At 70.3% G+C, this 21,423-nt stretch carries 21 protein-coding genes and 1 tRNA gene; 10 read left to right on the top strand and 12 right to left on the bottom strand.

Annotation, left to right across the window (positions count from 1 at the left end; translation table 11 throughout):
- The first annotated feature begins 64 nt into the window (after nt 1-64).
- Nucleotides 65-955: a class I SAM-dependent methyltransferase gene (locus ACIQMR_RS04990; RefSeq protein ID WP_401382990.1), complete on the top strand. Its 891-nt coding sequence runs from the start codon at nt 65-67 to the stop codon at nt 953-955.
- Here the strand turns inward: ACIQMR_RS04990 and ACIQMR_RS04985 are convergent.
- From ACIQMR_RS04985 to ACIQMR_RS04970, 4 genes are all read right to left on the bottom strand, one after another.
- A complete protein-coding gene (locus ACIQMR_RS04985) occupies nt 937-2,778 on the bottom strand; it encodes a pectate lyase (RefSeq protein ID WP_401382987.1) in 1,842 nt (613 codons plus the stop codon). The two genes, ACIQMR_RS04990 and ACIQMR_RS04985, sit on opposite strands and share 19 nt — an antisense overlap.
- 154 nt (nt 2,779-2,932) lie before the next feature.
- Nucleotides 2,933-3,490 carry a GNAT family N-acetyltransferase gene (locus tag ACIQMR_RS04980; RefSeq protein ID WP_401382985.1) on the bottom strand — a complete coding sequence of 186 codons (558 nt, stop codon included), beginning with the start codon at nt 3,488-3,490 and terminating at the stop codon, nt 2,933-2,935.
- Nucleotides 3,491-3,558: 68 nt separating this feature from the next.
- A complete protein-coding gene (locus tag ACIQMR_RS04975; RefSeq protein WP_401382982.1) occupies nt 3,559-4,230 on the bottom strand; it encodes a class F sortase in 672 nt (223 codons plus the stop codon).
- Nucleotides 4,231-4,294: 64 nt separating this feature from the next.
- Nucleotides 4,295-4,678 (bottom strand): hypothetical protein, encoded by a 384-nt coding sequence (locus tag ACIQMR_RS04970; RefSeq protein ID WP_266381091.1) that lies wholly within the window; start codon nt 4,676-4,678, stop codon nt 4,295-4,297.
- Nucleotides 4,679-5,076: 398 nt separating this feature from the next.
- Here ACIQMR_RS04970 and ACIQMR_RS04965 point away from each other — a divergent pair, with 398 nt between their 5' ends.
- Together ACIQMR_RS04965 and ACIQMR_RS04960 are read left to right on the top strand one after the other, a co-directional pair.
- Nucleotides 5,077-5,487, top strand: a complete 411-nt coding sequence (locus ACIQMR_RS04965) for a VOC family protein (protein WP_401382980.1) — start codon at nt 5,077-5,079, stop codon at nt 5,485-5,487.
- Between the two features lie 196 nt (nt 5,488-5,683).
- Nucleotides 5,684-5,959, top strand: a complete 276-nt coding sequence (locus tag ACIQMR_RS04960) for a hypothetical protein (RefSeq protein WP_401382978.1) — start codon at nt 5,684-5,686, stop codon at nt 5,957-5,959.
- A 15-nt stretch (nt 5,960-5,974) separates the two neighbouring features.
- Here the strand turns inward: ACIQMR_RS04960 and ACIQMR_RS04955 are convergent.
- From ACIQMR_RS04955 to mptB, 4 genes are all read right to left on the bottom strand, one after another.
- Nucleotides 5,975-6,048: transfer RNA gene (locus ACIQMR_RS04955), tRNA-Pro, on the bottom strand.
- A gap of 134 nt (nt 6,049-6,182) precedes the next feature.
- On the bottom strand, nt 6,183-7,124 hold the full coding sequence (locus tag ACIQMR_RS04950) for a metallophosphoesterase (protein WP_401382976.1): 942 nt from the start codon (nt 7,122-7,124) through the stop codon (nt 6,183-6,185).
- Nucleotides 7,007-8,356: a glycosyltransferase 87 family protein gene (locus tag ACIQMR_RS04945; RefSeq protein ID WP_401382973.1), complete on the bottom strand. Its 1,350-nt coding sequence runs from the start codon at nt 8,354-8,356 to the stop codon at nt 7,007-7,009. Before ACIQMR_RS04945 ends, ACIQMR_RS04950 begins: the two co-directional genes overlap by 118 nt.
- Entirely contained in the window at nt 8,353-9,843 is a 1,491-nt protein-coding gene (mptB, locus tag ACIQMR_RS04940) for a polyprenol phosphomannose-dependent alpha 1,6 mannosyltransferase MptB (protein ID WP_401384064.1), read from the bottom strand. Before mptB ends, ACIQMR_RS04945 begins: the two co-directional genes overlap by 4 nt.
- A 181-nt stretch (nt 9,844-10,024) precedes the next feature.
- On the opposite strand from mptB, the gene ACIQMR_RS04935 reads away from it, so the two are divergent.
- On the top strand, nt 10,025-10,489 hold the full coding sequence (locus ACIQMR_RS04935) for a GatB/YqeY domain-containing protein (RefSeq protein WP_401382971.1): 465 nt from the start codon (nt 10,025-10,027) through the stop codon (nt 10,487-10,489).
- A gap of 382 nt (nt 10,490-10,871) precedes the next feature.
- Here the strand turns inward: ACIQMR_RS04935 and ACIQMR_RS04930 are convergent, their stop codons facing one another.
- On the bottom strand, nt 10,872-13,124 hold the full coding sequence (locus ACIQMR_RS04930; protein WP_401382968.1) for a transglycosylase domain-containing protein: 2,253 nt from the start codon (nt 13,122-13,124) through the stop codon (nt 10,872-10,874).
- 493 nt (nt 13,125-13,617) lie between these two features.
- On the opposite strand from ACIQMR_RS04930, the gene ACIQMR_RS04925 reads away from it, so the two are divergent.
- Nucleotides 13,618-13,962, top strand: coding sequence for a WhiB family transcriptional regulator (locus ACIQMR_RS04925; protein WP_266381103.1), 345 nt, complete (start codon nt 13,618-13,620; stop codon nt 13,960-13,962).
- Nucleotides 13,963-14,251: 289 nt separating this feature from the next.
- Here ACIQMR_RS04925 and ACIQMR_RS04920 read toward each other — a convergent pair whose 3' ends face one another.
- Together ACIQMR_RS04920 and ACIQMR_RS04915 are read right to left on the bottom strand one after the other, a co-directional pair.
- Nucleotides 14,252-15,535: an ArsA family ATPase gene (locus ACIQMR_RS04920; protein ID WP_401382966.1), complete on the bottom strand. Its 1,284-nt coding sequence runs from the start codon at nt 15,533-15,535 to the stop codon at nt 14,252-14,254.
- Nucleotides 15,532-16,497: an ArsA family ATPase gene (locus ACIQMR_RS04915; RefSeq protein ID WP_401382963.1), complete on the bottom strand. Its 966-nt coding sequence runs from the start codon at nt 16,495-16,497 to the stop codon at nt 15,532-15,534. The genes ACIQMR_RS04920 and ACIQMR_RS04915 overlap by 4 nt, the downstream gene beginning before the upstream one ends.
- Nucleotides 16,498-16,709: 212 nt before the next feature.
- Between ACIQMR_RS04915 and ACIQMR_RS04910 the strand changes: the two genes are divergently transcribed.
- The 5 genes from ACIQMR_RS04910 to ACIQMR_RS04890 all read left to right on the top strand — a co-directional run bounded on the left by ACIQMR_RS04910 (nt 16,710) and on the right by ACIQMR_RS04890 (nt 20,430).
- On the top strand, nt 16,710-16,868 hold the full coding sequence (locus tag ACIQMR_RS04910) for a DUF4177 domain-containing protein (RefSeq protein ID WP_017947820.1): 159 nt from the start codon (nt 16,710-16,712) through the stop codon (nt 16,866-16,868).
- Nucleotides 16,865-17,335: a RidA family protein gene (locus tag ACIQMR_RS04905; protein ID WP_401382961.1), complete on the top strand. Its 471-nt coding sequence runs from the start codon at nt 16,865-16,867 to the stop codon at nt 17,333-17,335. The genes ACIQMR_RS04910 and ACIQMR_RS04905 overlap by 4 nt, the downstream gene beginning before the upstream one ends.
- A 299-nt stretch (nt 17,336-17,634) precedes the next feature.
- Nucleotides 17,635-18,552 carry an NUDIX hydrolase gene (locus ACIQMR_RS04900; RefSeq protein WP_401382959.1) on the top strand — a complete coding sequence of 306 codons (918 nt, stop codon included), beginning with the start codon at nt 17,635-17,637 and terminating at the stop codon, nt 18,550-18,552.
- Nucleotides 18,549-19,379 (top strand): MBL fold metallo-hydrolase, encoded by an 831-nt coding sequence (locus ACIQMR_RS04895; RefSeq protein ID WP_401382957.1) that lies wholly within the window; start codon nt 18,549-18,551, stop codon nt 19,377-19,379. The genes ACIQMR_RS04900 and ACIQMR_RS04895 overlap by 4 nt, the downstream gene beginning before the upstream one ends.
- A gap of 166 nt (nt 19,380-19,545) precedes the next feature.
- Nucleotides 19,546-20,430 (top strand): prohibitin family protein, encoded by an 885-nt coding sequence (locus ACIQMR_RS04890; protein ID WP_401382955.1) that lies wholly within the window; start codon nt 19,546-19,548, stop codon nt 20,428-20,430.
- A gap of 146 nt (nt 20,431-20,576) precedes the next feature.
- Here the strand turns inward: ACIQMR_RS04890 and ACIQMR_RS04885 are convergent, their stop codons facing one another.
- The gene (locus tag ACIQMR_RS04885; protein WP_018845857.1) at nt 20,577-21,251 is read right to left on the bottom strand and encodes a Crp/Fnr family transcriptional regulator; all 675 of its coding nucleotides are present in this window, start codon (nt 21,249-21,251) and stop codon (nt 20,577-20,579) included.
- Between the last annotated feature and the right edge of the window lie 172 nt (nt 21,252-21,423).

The raw sequence follows: 21,423 nt of genomic DNA, 5'->3' as shown, positions 1-21,423 counted from the left end.
ATTCTGCGCCGCCCCGCCCACAAAACGTTCGCGTCGTCCGCAGCCTGTGGATAACCTCCGCGACATGTACTCTCCACCCCCTCCGGACTGGCGGGAGGCGAACCGTTCCCGCTGGGACGAACGGGTCCCGATCCACCTCACGGGCGACTTCTACGACCTCGACTCGTTCCGTGCCGGCAAGGACTCGCTGCGCGACTTCGAGACGGCCGAGGTCGGCGACGTCACCGGCCGCTCCCTCCTCCACCTCCAGTGCCACATAGGCCTGGACACCCTCTCGTGGGCCCGCCGCGGCGCCGCGCACGTCGTCGGCCTCGACTTCTCCGAGCCGGCCGTCGACGCCGCGCGCTCGCTCGCCGCCGACGCCGGCCTCGGCCCCGACCGGGCCGCCTTCGTCGCCGCCGACGTGTACGACGCCACGGAGTCCGTGCCCGACTCCTCGTACGACATCGTCTACACCGGTATCGGCGCGCTGAACTGGCTCCCCGACATCGTCCGCTGGGCCGAGACCGCCGCCGCGCTCGTCGCCCTGGGCGGCTTCCTCTATCTCGCCGAGTTCCACCCGCTGACCGACAGCCTCGACGACGCCACGGGCTCACACGTCACGCACGACTACTTCGCCCGTGACGCCTGGGTGGACGAGTCGCCCGGCACGTACGCGGACTTCGACGCGCGCACCGTCCACAACCGCAGTGTCGAGTGGCAGCACCCGATCGGCGAAGTCGTCTCGGCCGTCGCCGCGGCCGGTCTGCGCGTCGACTTCCTCCACGAGCACGACGTCACGCTGTTCGAACGCTTCGGCGCGCTGAAGCGGCACGAGGACGGCTGCTTCCGCTTCCCGGCGGACCGTCCCCGCATCCCGCTGATGTACTCACTCAAGGCCACGAAACCCGTACACGGCCCGCCCGTTCACGGCACGCCGGGCCACACCGCGGCGCTTCACGACGTGGCGACGTAGGCGATGAGCTTCGCCATGTTGCCGGTGTAGGTGGAGGTCGTGATCCCCTCGGCGCTCTCGCGCGGCTCGTACGGCGGCTCCGCCGGAGGATCGCTGGGGTTGTAGGGCGACGTGTCGTAGCTGTCGCCCACGTGCTTGCTCATGAAGGCCGTGCCGTCGTACTGGGTCGCGGGAGCGGGACCCCGGTACGGGTTGGTCGTGGTGCCGATGGGGCCGAGCCAGTGGTCCCTGGCGCCGAGACCGGCCACGAGCGCGTCCGCCTGCGCGTCCGTCACCTCGGGCAGGGGCAGCGGCGCCTCCCGGAACAGGTCGGTCGGTTCCAGATCGCGGATGCCGAAGTAGCGAGGGAGAGCGTACGGCCGCCCGGGCGCGAGCGGGGACCTGGCGCTCAGCTCCGCGACCTCGGCGCGGCTCATGGCCATCAGCTCGTCGTACGTCGACCTCAGACCGGCGATGTCGACCGAGCGGCCGCCGGAGTAGTGGCTGAGCGTGTTCCGGTGGTCGTGGTCGTAGTAGTAGGCGCCGTTGCGGATGTTCGACCCGAAGCGGTGGACGAAGCGCGCGCGATTGCTGCCCAGTTCCACGAAGGTGGGATGGGTGCTGTTCCGCAGCAGCGGGTTCTCCTGCTTCTGCTCGCCGCTGAGCCGGCAGCTCTCCAGCCAGGCGATGGCCTCCGGCACCCGGCGCAGAAAGGTGTGGTCGCCGGTCAGCCGGAAGTAGTGGAAGAGCTGGCGGATGTTGGTCTGGGTGGTGTGGGTGGTCAGCGCCCGTGGTTCGTAGGAGCGTGCTCCGGCCGGGGCGCCGGCGGGGCGGCCGTTCACGGCGTGGGCCAGATGCTGCAGACCCCAGCCCGCCTGCGGTCCGGGCTGCTGCAGCCGGTGCAGACAGGCCATGGCACGCAGTACGGGACGGTTCAGGTCCCGCCGCCCCAGCGCCGAGGCGCACATGAGCAGGAACTTGATGTTCTCGCCCAGTACGTCGTCGTTGAAGGTGACGTGCCGGGTGTAGTCGCCGTCCTCCATGCCGTGCCCGACATCGGCGGGCAGCCAGGACGGCCGGTCGTCGGGCCAGGGCGTCTCACCGACCGAGCCCGAGAAGGCGGGGAAGCGCTGCGGCCAGCCGCCGTCCGCCGGGCCGCCCCGCAGCTGTGCCCTGAGCATGAAGTCGATGACGCGGTTCAGGGAGGCCTTGAACACGGGGTGCCTGCGCTCCACGTACAGCCGCAGGATCAGCTGCGCCGCCGTGGAGGAGCCGGCGTCGTCGAAGGTGGCGTTGCCGTAGTAGTGCTGGAACTCCTCCAGCCGCCAGCCGTTGGCACCGATCGTGGCGTACCACTCGCGCAGCGACGACTCGCCGGCGAAGTCGTGGATGTAGTTCCAGCCGCCGATGGGCAGTTGCGCCCGGACCAGCGCGAGCCCGGTGCGCTCCGCCGCGCGGTAGAACGCCTCGTCGCCGGTCGCGTGGTACGCGTCGAGCAGGCTGTGCCCGACGGTGGGCGTCCCGGGCGGCTGGACCCAGCACATGGTGCGCCTGGCCTCCATCTCGCCCCAGGTGGTGGACAGATCGGGCAGATAGCTCCACACGTATCCGCCGCGATACGAGACATGTTCATCCATGAAGACGGCGGCACGTCTCATCGCGCGCCGGACGCTCCGATTGCCGGCGGCGGTACGCGTACGTGTGGCGGGCGCTTCGGCGGCCTGCCCCGCACCGGCCGGCAGCCCCGACACTGCGCCGAGGAGTACGGGAGCGGCGGCGAGCCGACCGAAGTTCCTGCGTGTCATGGGGGTCACGGGGGTCATGGACGTCTTGGGCTGCGTCATCGGGTGCGCCTCCAGGCATGACTGACCGCGGGTGCGGTGGCGGGGGAGTGGCGTCCTCCCCTACGCCTATCACTGCGGCTTCGGCATGCTCAATAGTTCGTACCCATGAAGCTTGTTCATGTCCATGAACGACCTGGTGGTCGACGCGAAGGGGCTACACGATGTTCGGGCTGCGCCGCTCGACGAGGACGACGTCGCGCCAGACGCCGTGATGGCGGCCGATGCGTTCGCGCGTACCGATGACGCGGAACCCGGCGCTTTGATGGAGGGCCAGGCTCGCTGTGTTCTCGGGGAAGATGCCCGACTGGATGGTCCAGATGCCCGCGGCCTCGGTGGAGACGACGAGCCTGTCGAGCAGGGCGCGGGCGACGCCCTGTCCGCGGGCGGCCGGGTGGACGTACACCGAATGCTCGACGACGCCGACGTAGGCACAGCGGTCGGAGACCTTCGAGACGGCGACCCAGCCGAGCACCTTCCCGGCACGGGCTCCGGCTCCGGTTTCGGCCCTCGCTCCGGCCCCGGCCTCGGCTCCAGGTTCGGCCCCCGCTCCGGCGCAGGAGCCCTCGGCTCGCAGCGCGACGAACCGATGGTCCGTCAGCCTGGCCGAGTCGAAGGCGGACCAGGCCGGCGCCCGGGTCTCGAAGGTGGCGTCGCCTTCGTCGATGCCGAGCCGGTAGATGTCGAGGACCTGCGCCGCGTGAGCGGTGGTCATCGGGATGACGATCACGGCTGCCCCTCCACTGTTCCCCGAGGACTCTATGCGGAGGGAAGCGAGGGGTGTCACGACGTACGCTTCAGCGTCGCGTAGACGACGACGTTGCCGAGGTAGCCGGCCTTCTTGCGGTAGCCGCCGCCGCACGTGATGATCCGCAGCTGGGGGACGGCGGCGTTTCCGTACACCTTCTGGTTCGGGAACGTGCGCTTGGCGTAGACCTCGACGGCGTCGACGGTGAAGAAGGCCGTACGCCCGTCCAGGCGCGTGATCTCGATGGCGCTCCCCTTGGTCAGGGCGCCGAGCCGGAAGAAGACGGCACGTCCGGTGGGGGTGTCGACGTGCCCGGCCACGATGGCCGCGCCGCTCTCGCCCGGCGCGGGTCCCTTGGAGTACCAGCCGGCGAACCCGGCCTTGTCGGCGGGCGGGACCTCCAGCGCGCCGTTCTTGTTCAGCGCGAGATTCATCATGGGCGCGTCGACCCGGATGGCGGGGATGCGCAGCCTGACCGGAACGGAGCGCGGGCGGGACCCGGGCGGGCCCTTGGGCGCCTTGGCGACGGGGGCGGGCCGTTTCGGCCCCGGTTCGCCGGCAGCCGCGGGTGAGGCATAGGCCTGGGCGGCGGACGGCTGGGGAGCCGTCTCGCCGCTCAGCCCATGGATCACCAGACCGATGCCGACGAACAGCATGATGCCGAGAGCCCAGGTCGACCTGGAGGGCGGAGTCTGCGTGCGTCCCATAGCGGTCCGGGCTTCGGTCTCGATGTACGGAGGGGCGGTTGGCGACGGCCGGAGCCGCCGGCGCTCAGGCGGCCGGTTCGCTGCCGTGACGGCGCCGCATCGTCAGCAGACCGCCTGCCGTCGCGGTGAGGATCAGCGCGGCACCGATGGCCACCTCCGTGCTGTTCAGCCCGTCGGCTCCGCCGAACCCGCCGCTCACCGCTCCACTGGGGCGACGGGCGACCTCGAACTCGGTGTCGACACGGACCCCGGGAGGGCACTTGACCGTAATGGCGTAGGTCCCCTCCTTGGCGTTGGCCGGAACGGTGAAGTTGCCCTCCAACTCGCCCTCGCGGCCGCTCTCGACCAGATTGATCTGGCCGCCGGCCTCGGACTGGCCCTTGGCGTACGTCGCGTCCGACGCACAGATCGACGTACTGACGGTGATGGTCGAACCCGGGTAACCCACCTCGGGACTGACGCTGACTTCGGACCCTTCGGCCACTGCTGCGGGAGCCGAGATGCCAAGGGCAACCATGGCCAAGGCACTACCGGCGAGAAGACGTGCAGTACGCATTTCACCACCCTCCGACGGGCGCGGGTCAGGACTCGTTGCCCCGACGAGGACGCCGCGCTCAGGAGGAAAGGCAATCAGTTCTTGTGATCAAACTACCGCTGCGAAATGACCGGGCGAATGCGCGTCGTACTCCCGTCGTGCCATTCCCACAGGTCGCAGGGGTCGCAATAGGCTCATGGACGGAATATCGAAAGGGCGTAGCGAACGGGTGGCGACACGCGTGTCCGCCGCGAACGGCGTACACGGACCCGCGACGACACATGCCTGCGCCACAGAACCAGGGAGGCACCATGGGCATCCTCGACGGCGCCGGCGTGGCCACCAGACTCCCGGCCCAGGACCTGCACAGAGCCCGACGCTTCTACGCCGAGAAGCTCGACCTCGAACCCATCGACGAGCGCCCCGGCGGGCTGCTGTACCGCTGCGGGGACGCGGACTTCGCTCTCTTCGAATCCGCGGGGGCGTCCCCGGGCACCTTCACCCAGATGGCCTTCGAGGTCGACGACCTCCGTGCCGTCGTCGACGAGCTCGAACGGCGGGGCGTGGTCTTCGAGGACGTCGACCTCCCTGCCATGAGAACGGTCGACGGCATCGCCGAAATCCAGGGGAACTACCCGACCAAACTCGCCACGGGCGAATACGGCGCCTGGTTCCACGACAGCGAGGGCAACCTCCTGGGCATCGGACAACCGATCCGCTGACCGCCGCCGCACGGCCGCCCGGCGAGCGGCCCGCTCGCCAACGCAGCTGCCGACCGGCTCGGTTGAAGCGGCCGCCACGGGGCGGTACCCCGGGCGCGGCAGTCAGGATGAGCACCCTGTGCCCGTGGTCGCTGAGCCGTGGCTGTGGAATCCGGCACGTGGGCGGGGAGCCTCCAAGCGGGCTGAGGCGTGCTGGGTGCCGATCGCTCCGGGGCTGACACCGCATGGGCTGCGCCATACGCACAAGACCCTCATGAGAGAGGTGTGGACACCACCGAAGCTCATGGACGAACGCATGGGTGACGAGGACGGTTGCGTGCAGTCCCGCTATGACCACATCACGTCCGGGATGCGGCAGACGGTGATGATCGCGCTCAGGGGATGTGGGAGAAAAGATCTTCTCCAGGATCTCTCCAGAGAGCCTCTGAAGAACAGGTCAGGCCCGGTGCTGATCTCTCAGCACCGGGCCTGACCTGGTGTTTCACTGTCGGGGTGGCGGGATTTGAACCCACGACCTCTTCGTCCCGAACGAAGCGCGCTGCCAAGCTGCGCTACACCCCGATGTCACTCGCTCTCGCGGCGACGTCGTTTACTTTAGCCCACCCGCGCCCGGAGACGAAATCCGGTTTTTCGGCGTCCTCACCAGGGCCGGAGCGTGGGCCGGGCCGGTGAGGGCCGAGGGATCCGGTGGTCGGTCAGTCGCGGGGGGTCAGGGTCAGCAGGGTTGCCTCCGGGGGGCAGGCGAAGCGGACCGGGGTGTAGCGGTTGGTGCCGCAGCCTGCGGAGACGTGGAGGTAGGAGACGAGGCCGTCGGCCTCGTGGGTGGAGAGGCCCCTCGCGCGGTCGGTGTCGATGTCGCAGTTGGTGACCAGGGCGCCGTAGAAGGGGATGCGCAGCTGGCCGCCGTGGGTGTGGCCCGCCAGGATCAGGGGATAGCCCTCGGTGGTGAAGGCGTCCAGGGAGCGCAGGTAGGGGGCGTGGACGACGGCGATGGAGAAGTCGGCGTCCCGGTCCGGGCCGCCGGCGACCATCTCGTAGCGGTCGCGCTTGATGTGGGGGTCGTCCAGGCCGGTGAACGCGAGCTCCGGGCCGCCGTCGAGCTTGAGGTGGCCGCGCGCGTTGTTGAGTCCGACCCAGCCGGCGGCGTCGAAGGCGTCCTGGATGTCCTCCCAGGGGTTGTGCACGACGCCGACCGCCGGGGCGTTGCCGTTGAGGCCGTGCCGGCCCTGGGTCCTCTCGATCAGGTAGCGGGCCGGGTTGCGCAGCTTCGGACCGTAGTAGTCGTTCGAGCCGAAGACGTAGACGCCGGGGAACTCCATCAGCGGCCCGAGGGCGTCGAGGACCTCGGGCACGCCCTTCGGGTCCGACAGGTTGTCGCCGGTGTTGACGACGAAGTCGGGGCGCAGGCCCGCAAGCGACTGCAGCCAGGCGCGCTTCTTGCGCTGCCCGCACACCATGTGGATGTCGGAGACCTGCAGTACGCGCAGGGGGCGCATCCCTCTCGGCAGGACGGGTACGGTCACCCGCCGGAGCCGGAACGAGCGGGCTTCGAACCCGGCTGCGTAGGCGATGCCGACTGCTCCGACTGCCGTGATACCGGCACTGATTTTGAGGGGGAGGCCGTAGCGTGCGCGCATGCGCCCATCGTCGCAGACGGGCCGGAATCCTCGTACGGCCCGCCCTCGCTCGATGCGCGCCCGAGTGGCAGCAGGAGCAGCAGGAGGAGCGCTATCCACACATACGCGTTGCCGCCCAGGAAGCCGGGCGCGCCGCCGTCGTTCCAGCGCCACAGCCAGACCATGCTGCTGCACAGGATGGCGTAGCTCGCCAGGGCCCAGGTCAGGAGCCGCCTGCGCCTGTGGTCGCCGGGAGCGGCGCGCAGTCCGCTGTCGGCGAGTACGGCGAGGGCCGGGATCAGCCAGACCAGGTGGTGCACCCAGGTGACGGGGCTCACCAGGCAGGCGGCGGCGCCGGTCAGGGCGAAGCCGGCGAGTTCGTTCCCGGCGGCGACGGCCTGTCGCGCCCGCCGGGCCCACAGCCACATGAGGAGCATTACGCCGATGGCCCAGATCGCGCGGCTGGGCTCGGCGACGGGTTCGGTGAGCCGGGCCAGCATGCCCTGCCAGGACTGGTTGGAGATGTAGGCGAGTGAACCGACGCGGTCGGTGTTCCACATCGCGTCGGTCCAGTACGTGCGCGACGCGGTCGGTGCCGCCCACGCGGCGAGCAGGGTGGCGCCGCTCGCGACCGCGGTCGCGACCCCGGCGGCGCGCCAGCGCCGGGTGACCAGCAGATAGCAGACGAAGATCGCCGGAGTGAGCTTGATCGCGGCGGCGAGACCGATGCCGAGGCCGGCCAGCCGGCCGAGGGCGGGGAACCGCTCCCGTCCGGCCGTCAGCAGCCAGCAGTCGGCGAGCACCAGCGCCAGCAGGAGCAGATTGACCTGGCCGAAGCTCACGGTGTCGCGGACCGGCTCGAGCAGGGCGAGCATGCACGCCGCCACGGCGTACGCGAACCATCTGTGCCGGCTTTCGCGGCGGATGGTCGCGTCGAGACAGACATAGAGGATGACGGCGGCGGCCGCCACGTTCATCAGCTGGCTTATCGCCAGGGCGCTGTGCCAGCCGACCAGGGTCATCGGCAGCATGCACAGCGCCGCGAACGGCGGGTAGGTGAAGCCGTAGTGGGTGCCGGGCTTGAGGTAGTCGTAGATCGGGCGGCCGTCGATCCAGTGGTCGACCGCTCCGTAGTAGACGTGGAGATCGAACCAGTTCCGGTGGAACGGCACGGTCGTCAGGAAGAACACGACCACCGCCGACATGGCGAGCGCGACGACGACCCGCCCGCGCGTGGTCGACGGGATCCTCATGCTGTGCTCCCCAGCGGGTGCGTGTCCCGTGGGTCCCGTCCGTCCCCCGTCGAGCTGTCGCGCGGCGGAGGAGGAGCCTTGTCTGCCGCCCGAGACGCCCGAACTGTCAGCTTGTATGCGCACCACAGCGCCACTACCCCCAGTGTGCTTCCGCCAACTGCGATCAACAGCTGATTATCGTCGGGCGCGAACCCGCTCGGCATCACCGCCAGAGCCAGAGCTCCGCTCAGCACCGCCGAGGCCCGTCTCAGCCGCACCGAGCCGCTGGGTGCCGCTGCGGCGATCAGGAACAGACCCCACAAGACGTACCACGGACGGATCGCCGGACCCAGTATGGCGACGGCGGTCAGGCTGAGCCCGAGCGCGTAGACCGGTCGGCGCAGATGGTGGCGCTTCCAGAACGCGAGGACGGCGAGCGCGGTGGCCGCGAGTCCGAGCAAGTGCCAGGCCGGTACGGCGAATTCGTCGAGCCCGCTGCCCAGGCCCCGCAGCACGGCCCCCGTCATCCGGCCGAGCGACGAGGTCAGCGACCAGTTCTGCGGTGACACGGGCGTGTCGAGGGCGGCGATCCAGCCGTACCCGGTTCCTGCCAGGGCGGTCGCCGCGGCGGTGGCGGCGGCGGCAGTGCCGAGGGTGGCGAGGGCGGCCCGCAGCCGGGGGAAGCCGCCGTCCAGCCGCCGGGCCCAGAGCAGCGCCACGGCGAGGAGTCCCAGTGCGGCCGGCGCTTTCACCAGCGCGGCAAGGGTGACGAGTACGGCGCCGAGGACCGGCCACCTCCCGAGGGCCGCGACCAGACCCGCGCCGAGCAGGCCCAGCATGACCGCGTCGTTGTGCGCGCCGCCCACCAGGTGCAGCAGCACGAGCGGGTTGAGCGCGCCGAGCCAGAGCGCGGTTCGCGGGTCGGCGCCGCAGTGCCGGGCGAGCACCGGCAGGCACAGCACCATCAGTGCCACACCGAGGAGGGCGACCGCCCGCATGGCGAGGATTCCGGCGGACAGCTCGCTGCGGGCGAACTCGGCTATCGCGGCGGCGCAACCGAGGAAGACCGGACCGTACGGCGTCGGCGTGTGCTGCCAGATCGGTGCGACCTCGGCGGTCAGCGGGCCGCCGAGCCGGGACGGGCCGTGCGCGTACACGTCGATCTGGGCCTCGACCATCGCTCCCTGTGCGAGATAGCTGTACACGTCCCGGCTGAACAACGGCGGCGCTATGAGCAGCGGAGCCGCCCACAGCGCGAGCGTGAGCAGCAGGGTGCGAGGGGACGGTGCTTCGGGCCCGCGTATCGTCCGGCCGAGCAGCGCCCACGCGGCGATCAGCAGGACCAGCCCGAAGTAGACGGCGGCCAGGCCGAGCGCGGCCGCCCCCGACTGCGGCGCCAGCGCCTCCCGTACGGGTACGGCCCCGACGGCGACACCGCCCGCCGCGAGCGCCGCCGAGCCGGTCAGCCCGAGCAACTGGCAGCGGCGCGTGTTGACGGGGACACGGATGACCGGCACGCGGGCAGCCTGTCAACGACCGGTGGCCAGAAGCCGACACCAGCACCACTCGGGAACGGCCACGACATGTCCGGCGCCTTACGAGGGGAGGGCGGGGCAGGTGAGGCGGGGGGCAGGCGAGGCCGGGGAAATGCGCGGGCGGATCCGGCCGTACGCCTGCGACAATCGACGCATGACCACGCTCAAGTCCAAGCTGCAGGAAGACCTCACCGAGGCGATCAGGGCGCGCGACGAGCTGCGCTCCTCGACGCTCCGGCTGACCCTCTCCGCGATCACCAAGGAGGAGGTCGCGGGCAAGGAGGCGCGTGAACTCTCCGACGACGAGGTCCAGAAGGTGATCGCCAAGGAGGCGAAGAAGCGCCGTGAGGCGGCCGAGGCGTTCGCCCAGGGCGGTCGCGCCGAGCAGGCGGACCGGGAGAAGGCGGAGGGCGAGCTCCTCGACGCCTACCTGCCGAAGCAGCTGACGGACGACGAGCTCAACGGCATCGTGGCCCAGGCCGTCGAGGAGGCGAAGGCCACCGGCGCCGAGGGCCCCCGGGCGATGGGCGCGGTGATGAAGATCGTGAACCCGAAGGTGTCGGGCCGTGCCGAGGGCGGCCGAGTCGCCGCGGCGGTCAAGAAGCTCCTGGCCGGCTGACGCCGCAGCCGTCGCACGACCGCCGCGGCCCTCGCTCGACCGCGACAGACGCTCGCTCGACCGCGACGGTCGCTCGCGCGCTCGGTGTGACGACACCACGAAGGGTCCTGGTGCCTACCGCACCAGGACCCTTCGTCATGCTCTGCCCGCGGGCACTCGGCGCACAGGCGCTGCTCCCGCGGTCGCTGCCGCCGCTCCCGCGGCCGCCGCGTCCGTGATCGCTCGTTCCGCGATCACGAGGCCTGCGGTCACGAGGCCTGCGGTCATGAGGCCTGCGGTCATGAGGCCTGCGGTCATGAGGCCTGCGGTCACGAGGCCCGCGATCACGAGGCCCGCGATCACCAGACCTGCGGTCACCGCAGCCGCAAGCGCTCCGCCCGCGTCACCCGCGCCCGCCGTTCCCACTGCCGCCGTCCTGGCCGCGGGCGGCGTTGCCGCCGATCAGGTCCGCGGGGAGGGAGATGCCGGGCCACGGCTCGGTGCCGCCGGGCCTGCCGGGCTTGTTGTCGTTGCCACGGCCGTCGTCCGGGCGGTCCTCGTCCTCGCCCTCGTCCCCGTCCTTGTCCTTCGACGTGTCGGGGATGTGGACGCTGTTGAAGCCCGGGGCTTCCTCGCCCTCCAGCGCTCCCGCCATCGCGTCCTTCCAGATCGGACCGGGAACCTGGCCACCGAAGACCTTGTCGTGGTAGCGCCCGCCGATGGTGATGTTCACCATCTTCACCTTCTGGCTGGCGCTGCCGACCCAGACGGCGCCGGACATGTTCGGGGTGTAGCCGACGAACCAGGCGTTGCGCCGCTCGTCCGTCGTACCCGTCTTGCCCGCGTTGTCACGGCCGTCCTTCAGACCGGCCTCCTGGCCCGTACCGGAGTCGACCACGCCGCGCAGCAGCGTGTTGATGGTGTCCGCGGTCCGCTCGGACATCACCTTGCCGCACTCGGACTGCGGCACCTTCAGGCTCTCGCCGGCCGCCGTCTTGATGGACTCGATAGCGGTCGGAGTGCAGTGCGTGCCGCGGTTCGCGAACGTCGCGTACGCGTTGGCCATCGTCAGCGGCGCGATACCCGTCGAACCGAGGGTCAGCGGCGAAGGCGACACCGGCAGCTTCTCCCCGTTTCCCTGCACCACGCCCAGCCGGTCGGTCATCTCCACGACCGGGCAGAGACCGATGTCTCCTATCATCTGGACGAAGTAGGTGTTGACGGACATCTCCATCGCCTCGCGGAGGGCGTAGGGTCCGACTTCCTTCTCGTTCTCGTTCTCGAGGGTGAAGCCCTGGTTCCGCCACGGCTTGTCGCCGCACGTCGGGATCGAGTCCGGGTACGGCATCTTGTAGGGCGCCGGGTACATCTGCGTCGGCGGCCTGCCCTGCTCGAGCGCGGCCGCGGCCACGAACGGCTTGAAGGTCGAGCCGACCGGGAAGCCGTAGTTCGAGCCGCCCATCTTCGCGTTGACCGAGTAGTTGATCTGCGTCTCGTTCTCGCCGAAGCCGTACGGCTTGGACTGGCCCATCGCGAGGACCTTGCCGGTGCCGGGCTCGACCATCGTGATGGCGGCCGCGACCTTGTCGTCCTGGTTGACGTGGTCCTTCAGGGAGTCCTGTGCCGACCGCTGCGCCTGCGGGTTCAGGGTCGTGCGGATCGTCAGACCGCCCTGGTTCCAGATCTTCGCCCGCTCCTCCCTGGTCTTGCCGAAGACCGGGTCGGAGAGGAAGACCTCGCGGACGTAGTCGCAGAAGAAGCCCGCGCCGTTGACGGCCGTGATGCAGCCGTTCTGCGGCTTGCTGACCTTCAGCGTGATCGGGATTTCCTTGGCCTCGTCCGCCTCGGCCTGGGAGACGTCACCGATGTCGGCCATCCGCTGCAGCACGGTGTTGCGCCGCTTGATGGCCTCCTCGCCGTCGTTGACGGGGTCGTAGCGGCTCGGCGACTGGACGATGCCGGCCAGCAGGGCCGCCTCCTCCAGCTTCAGGTTCTTCGCCGACTTGGAGAAGTAGCGCTTGGACGCCGCCTCGATGCCGTAGGCCTGCTGGCCGAAGAAGGTGATGTTGAGGTAGTTCTCGAGGATCTTCTTCTTCCCCAGTTCCTCCTCGACCTGGATCGCGTACTTGAGCTCGCGGACCTTGCGGCCGAGGGTCTGCTGGGTGGCCTGGGCGACCTTGTCCGGGTCGTCGCCGGCCTCCTCGACGAAGACGTTCTTGACGTACTGCTGGGTGAGGGTCGACGCGCCTTGGGCGACACCGCCCTCCTGCGCGTTGCGGTTCACCGCGCGCAGCACGCCCTTGAGGTCGATCGCCCCGTGCTCGTAGAAGCGCGCGTCCTCGATCGCGACGATCGCCTTCTGCATGTACGGCGAGACGTCCTTGAGGGCGACGACCGTACGGTCACGGGAGTAGACCGTGGCGATCTGTCCGCCCGTGGAGTCCAGGATCGTGGTGCGCTGGCTCAGCGGCGGAGTCTTGAGATTGGCGGGGATCTCGTCGAACCCCTCGACCGTGCCCTTGGCCGCAAGTCCCAGCGCGCCGGCGGCGGGCAGGGCGATGCCCGCCAGCACCGCTCCGGCGAGCACACTGACACCGAGGAACTTGGCGGCCTGCTGGGTCCCGGTCAGACCACCGCCCGAGCGCTTCTTCGACATAGAGGGCAGCCTAATCCGTAGCCGGCGACGTTCAGCAGGAGCGGGGCTCCTCAGGGCGTTCGAGTACCAGACCGTGACATCCGGGCCCTGTGCGACCGCCGAGCCCCGGCCGGACCGCACCGGCGTGACAACGTGAGGTGCCGACGTTCCCATTCGCCGGACACGCGTACAGGCCTTGGCCTAAGCTGCTCCCAACTGTCACAGCAGTGCGGTTGCGTACCAACACCCCACAACATCTCCGGGACATCCCGAGGCGACGTCCTCTCCCGTTGCCCGAACCCAACTGCTTGGGAATGCCGGATTTGTCACGTATGCCCTCAGCTCACTCCTCCGGGTGATCTGCCGCTTACGCATAGTCCGTTCGGGCCATTCAAGATTGGGCCCGAAGGGGGTGTTGCGCTGTGCCCACCTTCCGTAACGTCCTCAACTGGCAGCGGTGAATATGCCGCTGCCGCCGTGGGGGAGCCTCGATTCGGGAGAGGACGGCGCCGGCATGGGCTGGGTAACCGACTGGAGTGCGCAGGCAGCCTGCCGCACTACCGATCCGGATGAACTGTTCGTACAAGGAGCGGCGCAGAACAGGGCCAAGGCGGTGTGCACCGGATGCCCGGTGCGGACCGAGTGCCTGGCCGACGCGCTCGACAACCGTGTCGAGTTCGGCGTGTGGGGTGGCATGACCGAACGGGAGCGGCGCGCTTTGCTGCGCAGGCGTCCCACCGTCACCTCCTGGCGCCGACTGCTTGAAACCGCGCGTACCGAGTACGAGCGGAGCGCGGGCATCCTGCCCGTGGGCCTCGAGGACGACGAGACGTACGAGACGTACGCGGCCGTGGGGTAGCTCCTGCGGTACGTCCCTACTCGCCTCGTCTCGCCTGGTCACGACACGTATCACCGCGTATCACGTCCCGTCGCGCGGCTGGGGTCTGCTCACAGTGGCTCCGGCCGCTCTGTGACCGCGGGCTCCGCGTCCGCGACGCGCGCCATGACATCCGCCGAGACGTCCGCGACGCATGCCGAGACGTGCGCGGTGACGTCGGCGACGCGTGCGGTGACGTACGTGGACGAATGCGGGTCGGGTCACGTCGGGTCAGGTACGCGGAGGCGTAGGCGCCTGCTGTCGCGACCCGTTACGCAGCTCCGGCCGAACCGCCACCGGTCGCGAGCCGGTCGCCGATGGCCCGAAGACCCGCCAGATCGTGCACATCGCCCGGCAGGGCGGCCACTTCGGCCACCGCCACCTCCGGGTGAAGCGCGGTGAATCGGTCGCGCGTGCGCTGCTCTCGAGCGAGGACCTGCATCCGCTCGGCATGCAGACGCAGCAGACCCGCGGTCAGTTGTGAGGTAGGGGGAGCTGAGGGTTGCCCGGGGGCCGACTCCACGGCGGGAGAGGTGGAAGAGGAGCCCGTGGAGTCACGAACAGCAGCCTTCCCGGCCTCCTGATCCACAATGCCGCCCTCGTCAAGATTTTCCGCGGCCGCGAGCGCCCGCTCGGCCGACAGCCGGGCGGCGCCGCTGCCATGGACCCGGTTGAGCACCAGCCCGGCCAGCGGCATCTCCTCCGCCGCCAGCCGCTCCACGAAGTACGCCGCCTCGCGCAGCGCGTCCCGCTCGGGTGCGGCGACCACGAGAAAGGCCGTGCCGGGTGCCTGAAGCAGCCGGTAGGTGGCATCCGCGCGGGTGCGGAACCCCCCGAACATCGTGTCCATCGCCGCCACGAAGGTCTGGACGTCACGCAGCAGCTGACCGCCCAGCAGCTTCCCGAGCGTGCCGGTCATCATCGACATACCGACATTCAGGAACTTCATCCCGGCCCGGCCGCCCATCTTCGCCGGGGCCATCAGCAGCCGGATGAACTTGCCGTCGAGGAACGAGCCGAGCCGCTTCGGAGCGTCCAGGAAGTCCAGTGCCGACCGCGACGGGGGAGTGTCGACCACGATCAGGTCCCACTCGTCACGCGCCCGGAGCTGGCCCAGCTTCTCCATCGCCATGTACTCCTGCGTGCCGGCGAAACCGGCCGACAGGGACTGGTAGAAGGGGTTCTCCAGGATCGCGCGGGCCCGAGAGGGGTCCGCGTGCGCCTCGACGATCTCGTCGAAGGTGCGCTTCATGTCGAGCATCATGGCGTGCAGTTCCCCGTCGCCCTCTATGCCGGGCACCCGGCGCGGGGTGTTGTCGAGCAGGTCGATCCCCATCGACTGGGCCAGTCTGCGCGCCGGGTCGATGGTGAGGACGACCGCCTTGCGGCCGCGCTCGGCCGCCCGTACCCCCAGGGCCGCCGCCGTCGTCGTCTTGCCGACGCCGCCGGATCCGCAGCACACGACGATGCGGATGCCCGGGTCGTCGAGCAGCGGATCGATCTCCAGCAGCGGCGTGTCCTGCAGTGCGATGCCGTGCGTCATGGCCGACGTCATCCGTTCACCCCGAGCTTTCGCAGTTCGGTCGCCAGCTGGTACAGCCCGGCCAGATCGACCCCCTCGCTCAGCAGGGGGAGTTCGTACGTCGGCAACCGCAGCTCCTCCAGCGCGGCGCGCTGCTCGCGCTCCAGCTCGACCCGCTGCGCATGCTCGGCGGCCTGCTCCAGCAGGGGCCCGACCAGCTTGGCCGAGCCGCTGACGCCCGCCGCGGTCAGCGACTTGGCGATGTCCCGGCGGCGGCTCGTGGTCGCCGCGGTCCGTACCGCCTCCTCGTCGAGGATGTGCGGCCGCACCATGTTGACGATCACCTGGCCGGTCGGGAGGTCCGCGGCGCGGAGCTCGGCGACGCCGTCCGCGGTCTCCTGGACCGGCATCTCCTCCAGCAGCGTCACCAGGTGCACCGCGGTCTCGGCGGATTTGAGCACGCGCATCACGGCCTGGGCCTGATTGTGTATCGGGCCGATCTTGGCCAGACCCGCCACCTCGTCGTTCACGTTCAGGAAGCGGGTGATGCGGCCGGTCGGCGGGGCGTCCATGACGACGTAGTCATAGGCGTACTGCCCGCTCCTGTCCCGACGGCGCACGGCTTCACAGGCCTTGCCGGTCAACAGGACGTCCCGGACGCCCGGGGCGATGGTCGTCGCGAAGTCGATCGCGCCGAGCTTCTTGAGCGCCCGGCCCGCCGAGCCCAGCTTGTAGAACATCTGGAGGTAGTCGAGCAGGGCGCGCTCGGCGTCGATGGCCAGCGCGAAGACCTCACCGCCGCCCGGAGCGACGGCGATCTTGCGTTCCTCGTAGGGCAGCGCCTCCGTCTCGAAGAGCTGCGCGATGCCCTGCCTGCCCTCGACCTCGACGAGAAGGGTGCGCTTGCCCTCGGTCGCGAGGGCGAGCGCGAGGGCCGCGGCGACCGTCGTCTTACCGGTACCGCCCTTGCCGCTGACGACCTGAAGCCTGCTCACGTCTTCGAGCCTAACCAGTCGGCCCGCGGGCTAAGCGACCCCGGGTCGGCTTGGGCGGGTCAGTGCGTCCCGCGGGAGTTCCGGGTGAGCACGTCCCACGGTGTCCGTGGGCGCCTCGCGGGCTCGGCACGGTCGGTCGCACGGGCCCTGCCGCGGGCAGTGGCACGAGCTGTGTCACGGGGCTGTCCGCCGGTGCGGCTACAGTCGGCTCCATGACCAAGTGGGAATACGCGACCGTGCCCCTTCTCGTGCACGCGACCAAGCAGATCCTGGACACCTGGGGCGAGGACGGCTGGGAGCTCGTCCAGGTCGTCCCCGGGCCGAACAACCCCGAGCAGCTCGTGGCCTACCTGAAGCGGGAGAAGTCATGAGCGGTGTCGTGGAGGCCAAGCTCGCGGAGCTCGGGCTGACGCTCCCCGGCGTCGTACCGCCGCTGGCGGCCTATCAGCCGGCCGTGCAGTCCGGCCCGTACGTCTACACCTCGGGCCAGCTCCCGATGGTCGAGGGCAAGCTTCCGGTGACCGGCAAGGTGGGCGCCGAGGTCACCCCGGAGGAGGCCAAGGAACTGGCCGCCACCTGTGCGCTGAACGCTCTGGCCGCCGTGAAGTCGGTCGCCGGTGACCTGGACCGTATCGCCCGCGTCGTGAAGGTGGTCGGCTTCGTGGCTTCCGCCGCCGACTTCACCGGACAGCCGGGCGTCGTCAACGGCGCGAGCGAGCTGCTCGGCGCGGTGCTCGGCGACAAGGGTGTGCACGCGCGCAGCGCGGTGGGTGTCGCGGTGCTTCCGCTGGACGCCCCCGTCGAGGTCGAGATCCAGGTGGAGCTCGTCCAGGACTGAGTCGTCCCGCCGGCCGGTCCGCAGTCCGTTCAAGCCGTCCGGTCCTGTCGTCCGGTCTGCAGTCCGGTCCTGCCTACCCGTTCGCGTCCGTTCGCGTCCAGGACCGAGTCGTCCTGTCGCGCTACGAGCGCTGCCACGGCCCCGTCCTCGCCGGAATCCCGGTGGGGCGGGGCCGTGGCCGTGGACCCGGGGAAGGCCGCCGCGACGCTGCTGCGGGAGCCGGTTGAAGGCGGCCGAGGAGAAACGGGCGGTGGCGGCCGCCTCTCGAACATCCTCGCGTGAACGCATAGCATCCGCCCATGTCCAATGGTCAGTGGTACCCACCGGAATGGCCCGACCGGATCCGGGCGCTCGCCGAGGGCGAGATCACCGCCGTCACCCCCCGGCGGGCGGCGACCGTGATGCTGCTCAAGGACACCTCCGAGGGTGTACACGTCCATATGCTGCGCCGCCGCGCCTCCATGGCCTTCGCCGGAGGCGCGTACGTCTATCCCGGCGGCGGAGTGGACGAGCGGGACTCGAGGCCGATCCGGTGGGCCGGCCCTCCCCTCGCGGAGTGGGCGGAGCGGCTCGGGGTGGCGGACGAGCCGTCCGCGCAGGCCATCGTGTGCGCGGCCGTCCGCGAGACGTACGAGGAGGCGGGCGTCCTGCTCGCCGGCGAGACCGCGGACTCCGTCGTCGACGACACCACGGGCGACGACTGGGAGGCGGACCGGGCGGCGCTCGTCGACCGGAAACTGTCGTTCGCCGAGTTCCTGGACCGCAGAGGGCTGGTGCTGCGTTCGGACCTGCTGGGCGCGTGGGCGCGCTGGATCACTCCGGAGTTCGAACCCCGCCGCTTCGACACCTGGTTCTTCGTCGCCGCGCTGCCCCAGGGCCAGCGGACGAGGAACGCCTCCACCGAGGCCGACCGTACGGTCTGGATCAGGCCCGCGGACGCCGCCGCCGGGTACGACAAGGGCGAACTGCTGATGATGCCGCCGACGATCGCCACGCTGCGGGTGCTGGGGCGGTACGCGGCCGCCACGGACGCCCTCGCGGCGGCCGCCGGGCAGGACCTCGCACCGATCCTGGCTCAGGCACGCTTGGAGGAAGGGGAACTCGTCCTCAGCTGGCCGGGCCACGACGAGTTCACCAAGCACATCCCGACGGGGCCGGCAGGACCGGCAGGGCCGGCAGGACCGGCGGGATCGACCTCGACGGGAGACACGCGATGACGAACGCATCGGTGCTCCCGGGCCAGCCGCGCGACGCGGTGGTGTCCGGGCCCGCGACCGCGCGCGCGACCAACGTCCTCGCGCCCAATGCGTCCGCGATGACCCTGGACGGCACCAACACCTGGATCGTCTCCGAGCCGGACTCCGACCTCGCCGTCGTCATCGATCCGGGCCCGCTCGACGACATACACCTCCAGAACGTCGTCGCGACCGCCGAGCAGGCAGGGAAGCGGATCGCCCTGACCCTGCTCACTCATGGGCACCCTGACCACGCCGAGGGGGCGGGCCGCTTCGCCGAGCTGACCGGCACGAAGGTGCGCGCTCTCGACCCGGCCCTGCGTCTCGGCGACGAGGGGCTCGCGGCGGGCCAGGTGATCCGAACCGGCGGCCTCGAGCTGCGGGTCGTCCCCACGCCCGGCCACACCGGCGACTCGCTCTGTTTCCATCTGCCCGCCGACCGGGCCGTGCTCACGGGCGACACGATCCTCGGGCGTGGCACGACCGTCGTCGCGCATCCGGACGGCCGCCTCGGCGACTATCTCGACTCACTGCGCCGGCTGCGCTCGCTGACCGTCGACGACGGGGTGCACATGGTGCTTCCCGGGCACGGCCCGGTGCTGGAGGACGCGCAGGGCGCGGTCGAGTTCTATCTGGCCCACCGCGCGAACCGCCTCGCCCAGGTCGAGACGGCCGTCGAGAACGGCCACCGCACGGCGGCCGACGTGGTGGCGCACGTGTACGCGGACGTGGACCGGTCGCTGTGGCCCGCGGCCGAGCTCTCGGTGCGGGCGCAACTGGAGTATCTGCGCGAGCACGGCCTGATCTAGGACGCTCCGCCGGCTGCCCCCCCGGGGACCCGACGGTGAGGTCCCGCCCCCGGGGACCCGACGGTGAGGTCCCGCCCGCGGGGACCCGGACCCGCCCTGTCTGGTTCCCGCGTAGTGCTTTACGCTCCGCTTACTTTCAGCGTTTTTTCGCACTCGGGGGGAAGCCGTGTTCGTCCTGTCCATCCTGCTTGTCATCGCCGCGGTGGTGATGTTCTTCGTCGCCCGTGGCGGCGAGAACCGGGGTCTCAAGATCGGCGCCGGCGCGGCGCTGACAGCCGGCCTGTTCGCAGGCATCGCCAGCATGGTCTACGTCGTCAGTGCGTACGAGGTCGGCGTACCGGTCGCTTTCGGCAAGGTCGGCACGCCCATGACCTCGGGCATGCACGTCAAGTCGCCCTTCACCAACGTGACGACGTTCTCGACCCGTCCGGTCGACCTCAACCTCTCCGACAAGGACGTCGTCGAGGTGCGCTCCGTCCAGGGCGGCGTCATGTACGCCGAGCTCACGGTCAAGTGGGCGGTGACCCCGTCGAAGGCGGTGGAGCTCTACAAGCTCGCAGGCAGTGAGGACGCCATTCAGCAGCGGCTGGTCTACCCGGACAGCCGGGAGATCGTCCGCAACGTCTTCGCCCGCTACACCAGCGAGCAGGGCTACGCCTCGGACCGCGAGAAGATCAACACCGAGATCGGCCGGCTCATCAAGGAGCGGCTGGCTCCGCGCGGGATCGACGTGACCACGGTCAACCTGCGCAACGTGAAGCCGTCCGACCGGCTGCAGGACCAGATCGACCGCAAGATCCAGCAGCAGCAGGCGACGGAGCGGGCGACCGAGGCGGCCCGTACGGCGACGGCCGAGGCCGAGCGGCGCCGTATCGAGGCGGAGGGCATCGCCCGCGCGAACAAGATCCTCAGCAACTCGCTGACGGACAAGGTCCTGCTGAACCAGTGCATCGACGCCTACAAGGAAGCGGCGGCGAAGAACCCGGTGTACGCCGTGCCGTGCGGCGGCGGCAGCGGAAACCCGCTGATCGTGGACGGCAGCAAGCGCTGATCGTCCGTACGTAGCGGCTGATCGTCCGTACGTACGCGAAGGGGCTGCCCGGCGAACTGCCGGGCGGCCCCTTCGTATGCGGCGTGTGCGTGCGTTGCGCTCCTGGGCGGCCGTACGGCCGTCCGTGTCACGCGTGACACGGACGGCTAGCGCGAACGCTTCGCGAGGCGCTCCACGTCGAGCAGGATGACGGCACGGGCCTCGAGCCGGAGCCAGCCACGCTGCGCGAAGTCGGCGAGCGCCTTGTTGACGGTCTCGCGGGAGGCGCCGACGAGCTGGGCCAGCTCCTCCTGGGTCAGGTCGTGGACCACGTGGATGCCCTCCTCCGACTGCACACCGAAGCGGCGCGACAGGTCGAGGAGCGCGCGGGCGACACGGCCCGGGACGTCCGAGAAGACCAGGTCGGACATCTGGTCGTTGGTCTTGCGCAGCCGGCGGGCGACGGCGCGCAGCAGGGCGGTGGCCACCTCCGGGCGCACGTTCAGCCAGGGCTGCAGGTCGCCGTGGCCCAGGCCGAGGAGCTTGACCTCGGTGAGGGCGGTGGCGGTGGCCGTACGCGGGCCCGGGTCGAAGAGCGACAGCTCGCCGATCAGCTCGCCGGGGCCGAGCACCGCCAGCATGTTCTCCCGGCCGTCGGGGGAGGTGCGGTGGAGCTTGACCTTGCCTTCCGTGACCACGTAGAGGCGGTCGCCGGGGTCGCCCTCGTGGAAGAGCGCATCGCCGCGGGCGAGCGTCGCTTCACTCATCGAGGCGCGGAGCTCCGCGGCCTGCTCGTCATCGAGCGCCGCGAAGAGCGGGGCGCGCCGCAGAACGTCGTCCACGAGTTCTCTCCTTGTCGACCTGCTCAGGGGACGGTGGTCCCCATGATGCCGCACGGGAAAACAGTGCGATCGATCACAAGGGTCCAACACAAGTTTGACGCACCGGCCCGTCCTGCTGTGCGGCAGGGGCCGATTCGAGTGGTGATCGGCCATGGCCGGGGCGGATGTCGGC

It is taken from the genome of Streptomyces sp. NPDC091376, from assembly GCF_044757085.1.
GTDB classification, from domain to species: domain Bacteria; phylum Actinomycetota; class Actinomycetes; order Streptomycetales; family Streptomycetaceae; genus Streptomyces; species Streptomyces pratisoli.
The sequence above is the reverse complement of the archived record's forward strand: the minus strand, read 5'-3'. Positions and strand labels throughout refer to the sequence as shown.

Coding starts and splice junctions, on each gene's coding strand:
- ACIQMR_RS04990 (WP_401382990.1), top strand. CDS start 65: ATGTACTCTCCACCCCCTCCGGACTGGCGGGAGGCGAACCGTTCCCGC.
- ACIQMR_RS04985 (WP_401382987.1), bottom strand. CDS start 2,778: ATGACGCAGCCCAAGACGTCCATGACCCCCGTGACCCCCATGACACGC.
- ACIQMR_RS04980 (WP_401382985.1), bottom strand. CDS start 3,490: ATGACCACCGCTCACGCGGCGCAGGTCCTCGACATCTACCGGCTCGGC.
- ACIQMR_RS04975 (WP_401382982.1), bottom strand. CDS start 4,230: ATGGGACGCACGCAGACTCCGCCCTCCAGGTCGACCTGGGCTCTCGGC.
- ACIQMR_RS04965 (WP_401382980.1), top strand. CDS start 5,077: ATGGGCATCCTCGACGGCGCCGGCGTGGCCACCAGACTCCCGGCCCAG.
- ACIQMR_RS04950 (WP_401382976.1), bottom strand. CDS start 7,124: ATGCGCGCACGCTACGGCCTCCCCCTCAAAATCAGTGCCGGTATCACG.
- ACIQMR_RS04945 (WP_401382973.1), bottom strand. CDS start 8,356: ATGAGGATCCCGTCGACCACGCGCGGGCGGGTCGTCGTCGCGCTCGCC.
- ACIQMR_RS04935 (WP_401382971.1), top strand. CDS start 10,025: ATGACCACGCTCAAGTCCAAGCTGCAGGAAGACCTCACCGAGGCGATC.
- ACIQMR_RS04930 (WP_401382968.1), bottom strand. CDS start 13,124: ATGTCGAAGAAGCGCTCGGGCGGTGGTCTGACCGGGACCCAGCAGGCC.
- ACIQMR_RS04925 (WP_266381103.1), top strand. CDS start 13,618: ATGGGCTGGGTAACCGACTGGAGTGCGCAGGCAGCCTGCCGCACTACC.
- ACIQMR_RS04920 (WP_401382966.1), bottom strand. CDS start 15,535: ATGACGTCGGCCATGACGCACGGCATCGCACTGCAGGACACGCCGCTG.
- ACIQMR_RS04910 (WP_017947820.1), top strand. CDS start 16,710: ATGACCAAGTGGGAATACGCGACCGTGCCCCTTCTCGTGCACGCGACC.
- ACIQMR_RS04905 (WP_401382961.1), top strand. CDS start 16,865: ATGAGCGGTGTCGTGGAGGCCAAGCTCGCGGAGCTCGGGCTGACGCTC.
- ACIQMR_RS04900 (WP_401382959.1), top strand. CDS start 17,635: ATGTCCAATGGTCAGTGGTACCCACCGGAATGGCCCGACCGGATCCGG.
- ACIQMR_RS04895 (WP_401382957.1), top strand. CDS start 18,549: ATGACGAACGCATCGGTGCTCCCGGGCCAGCCGCGCGACGCGGTGGTG.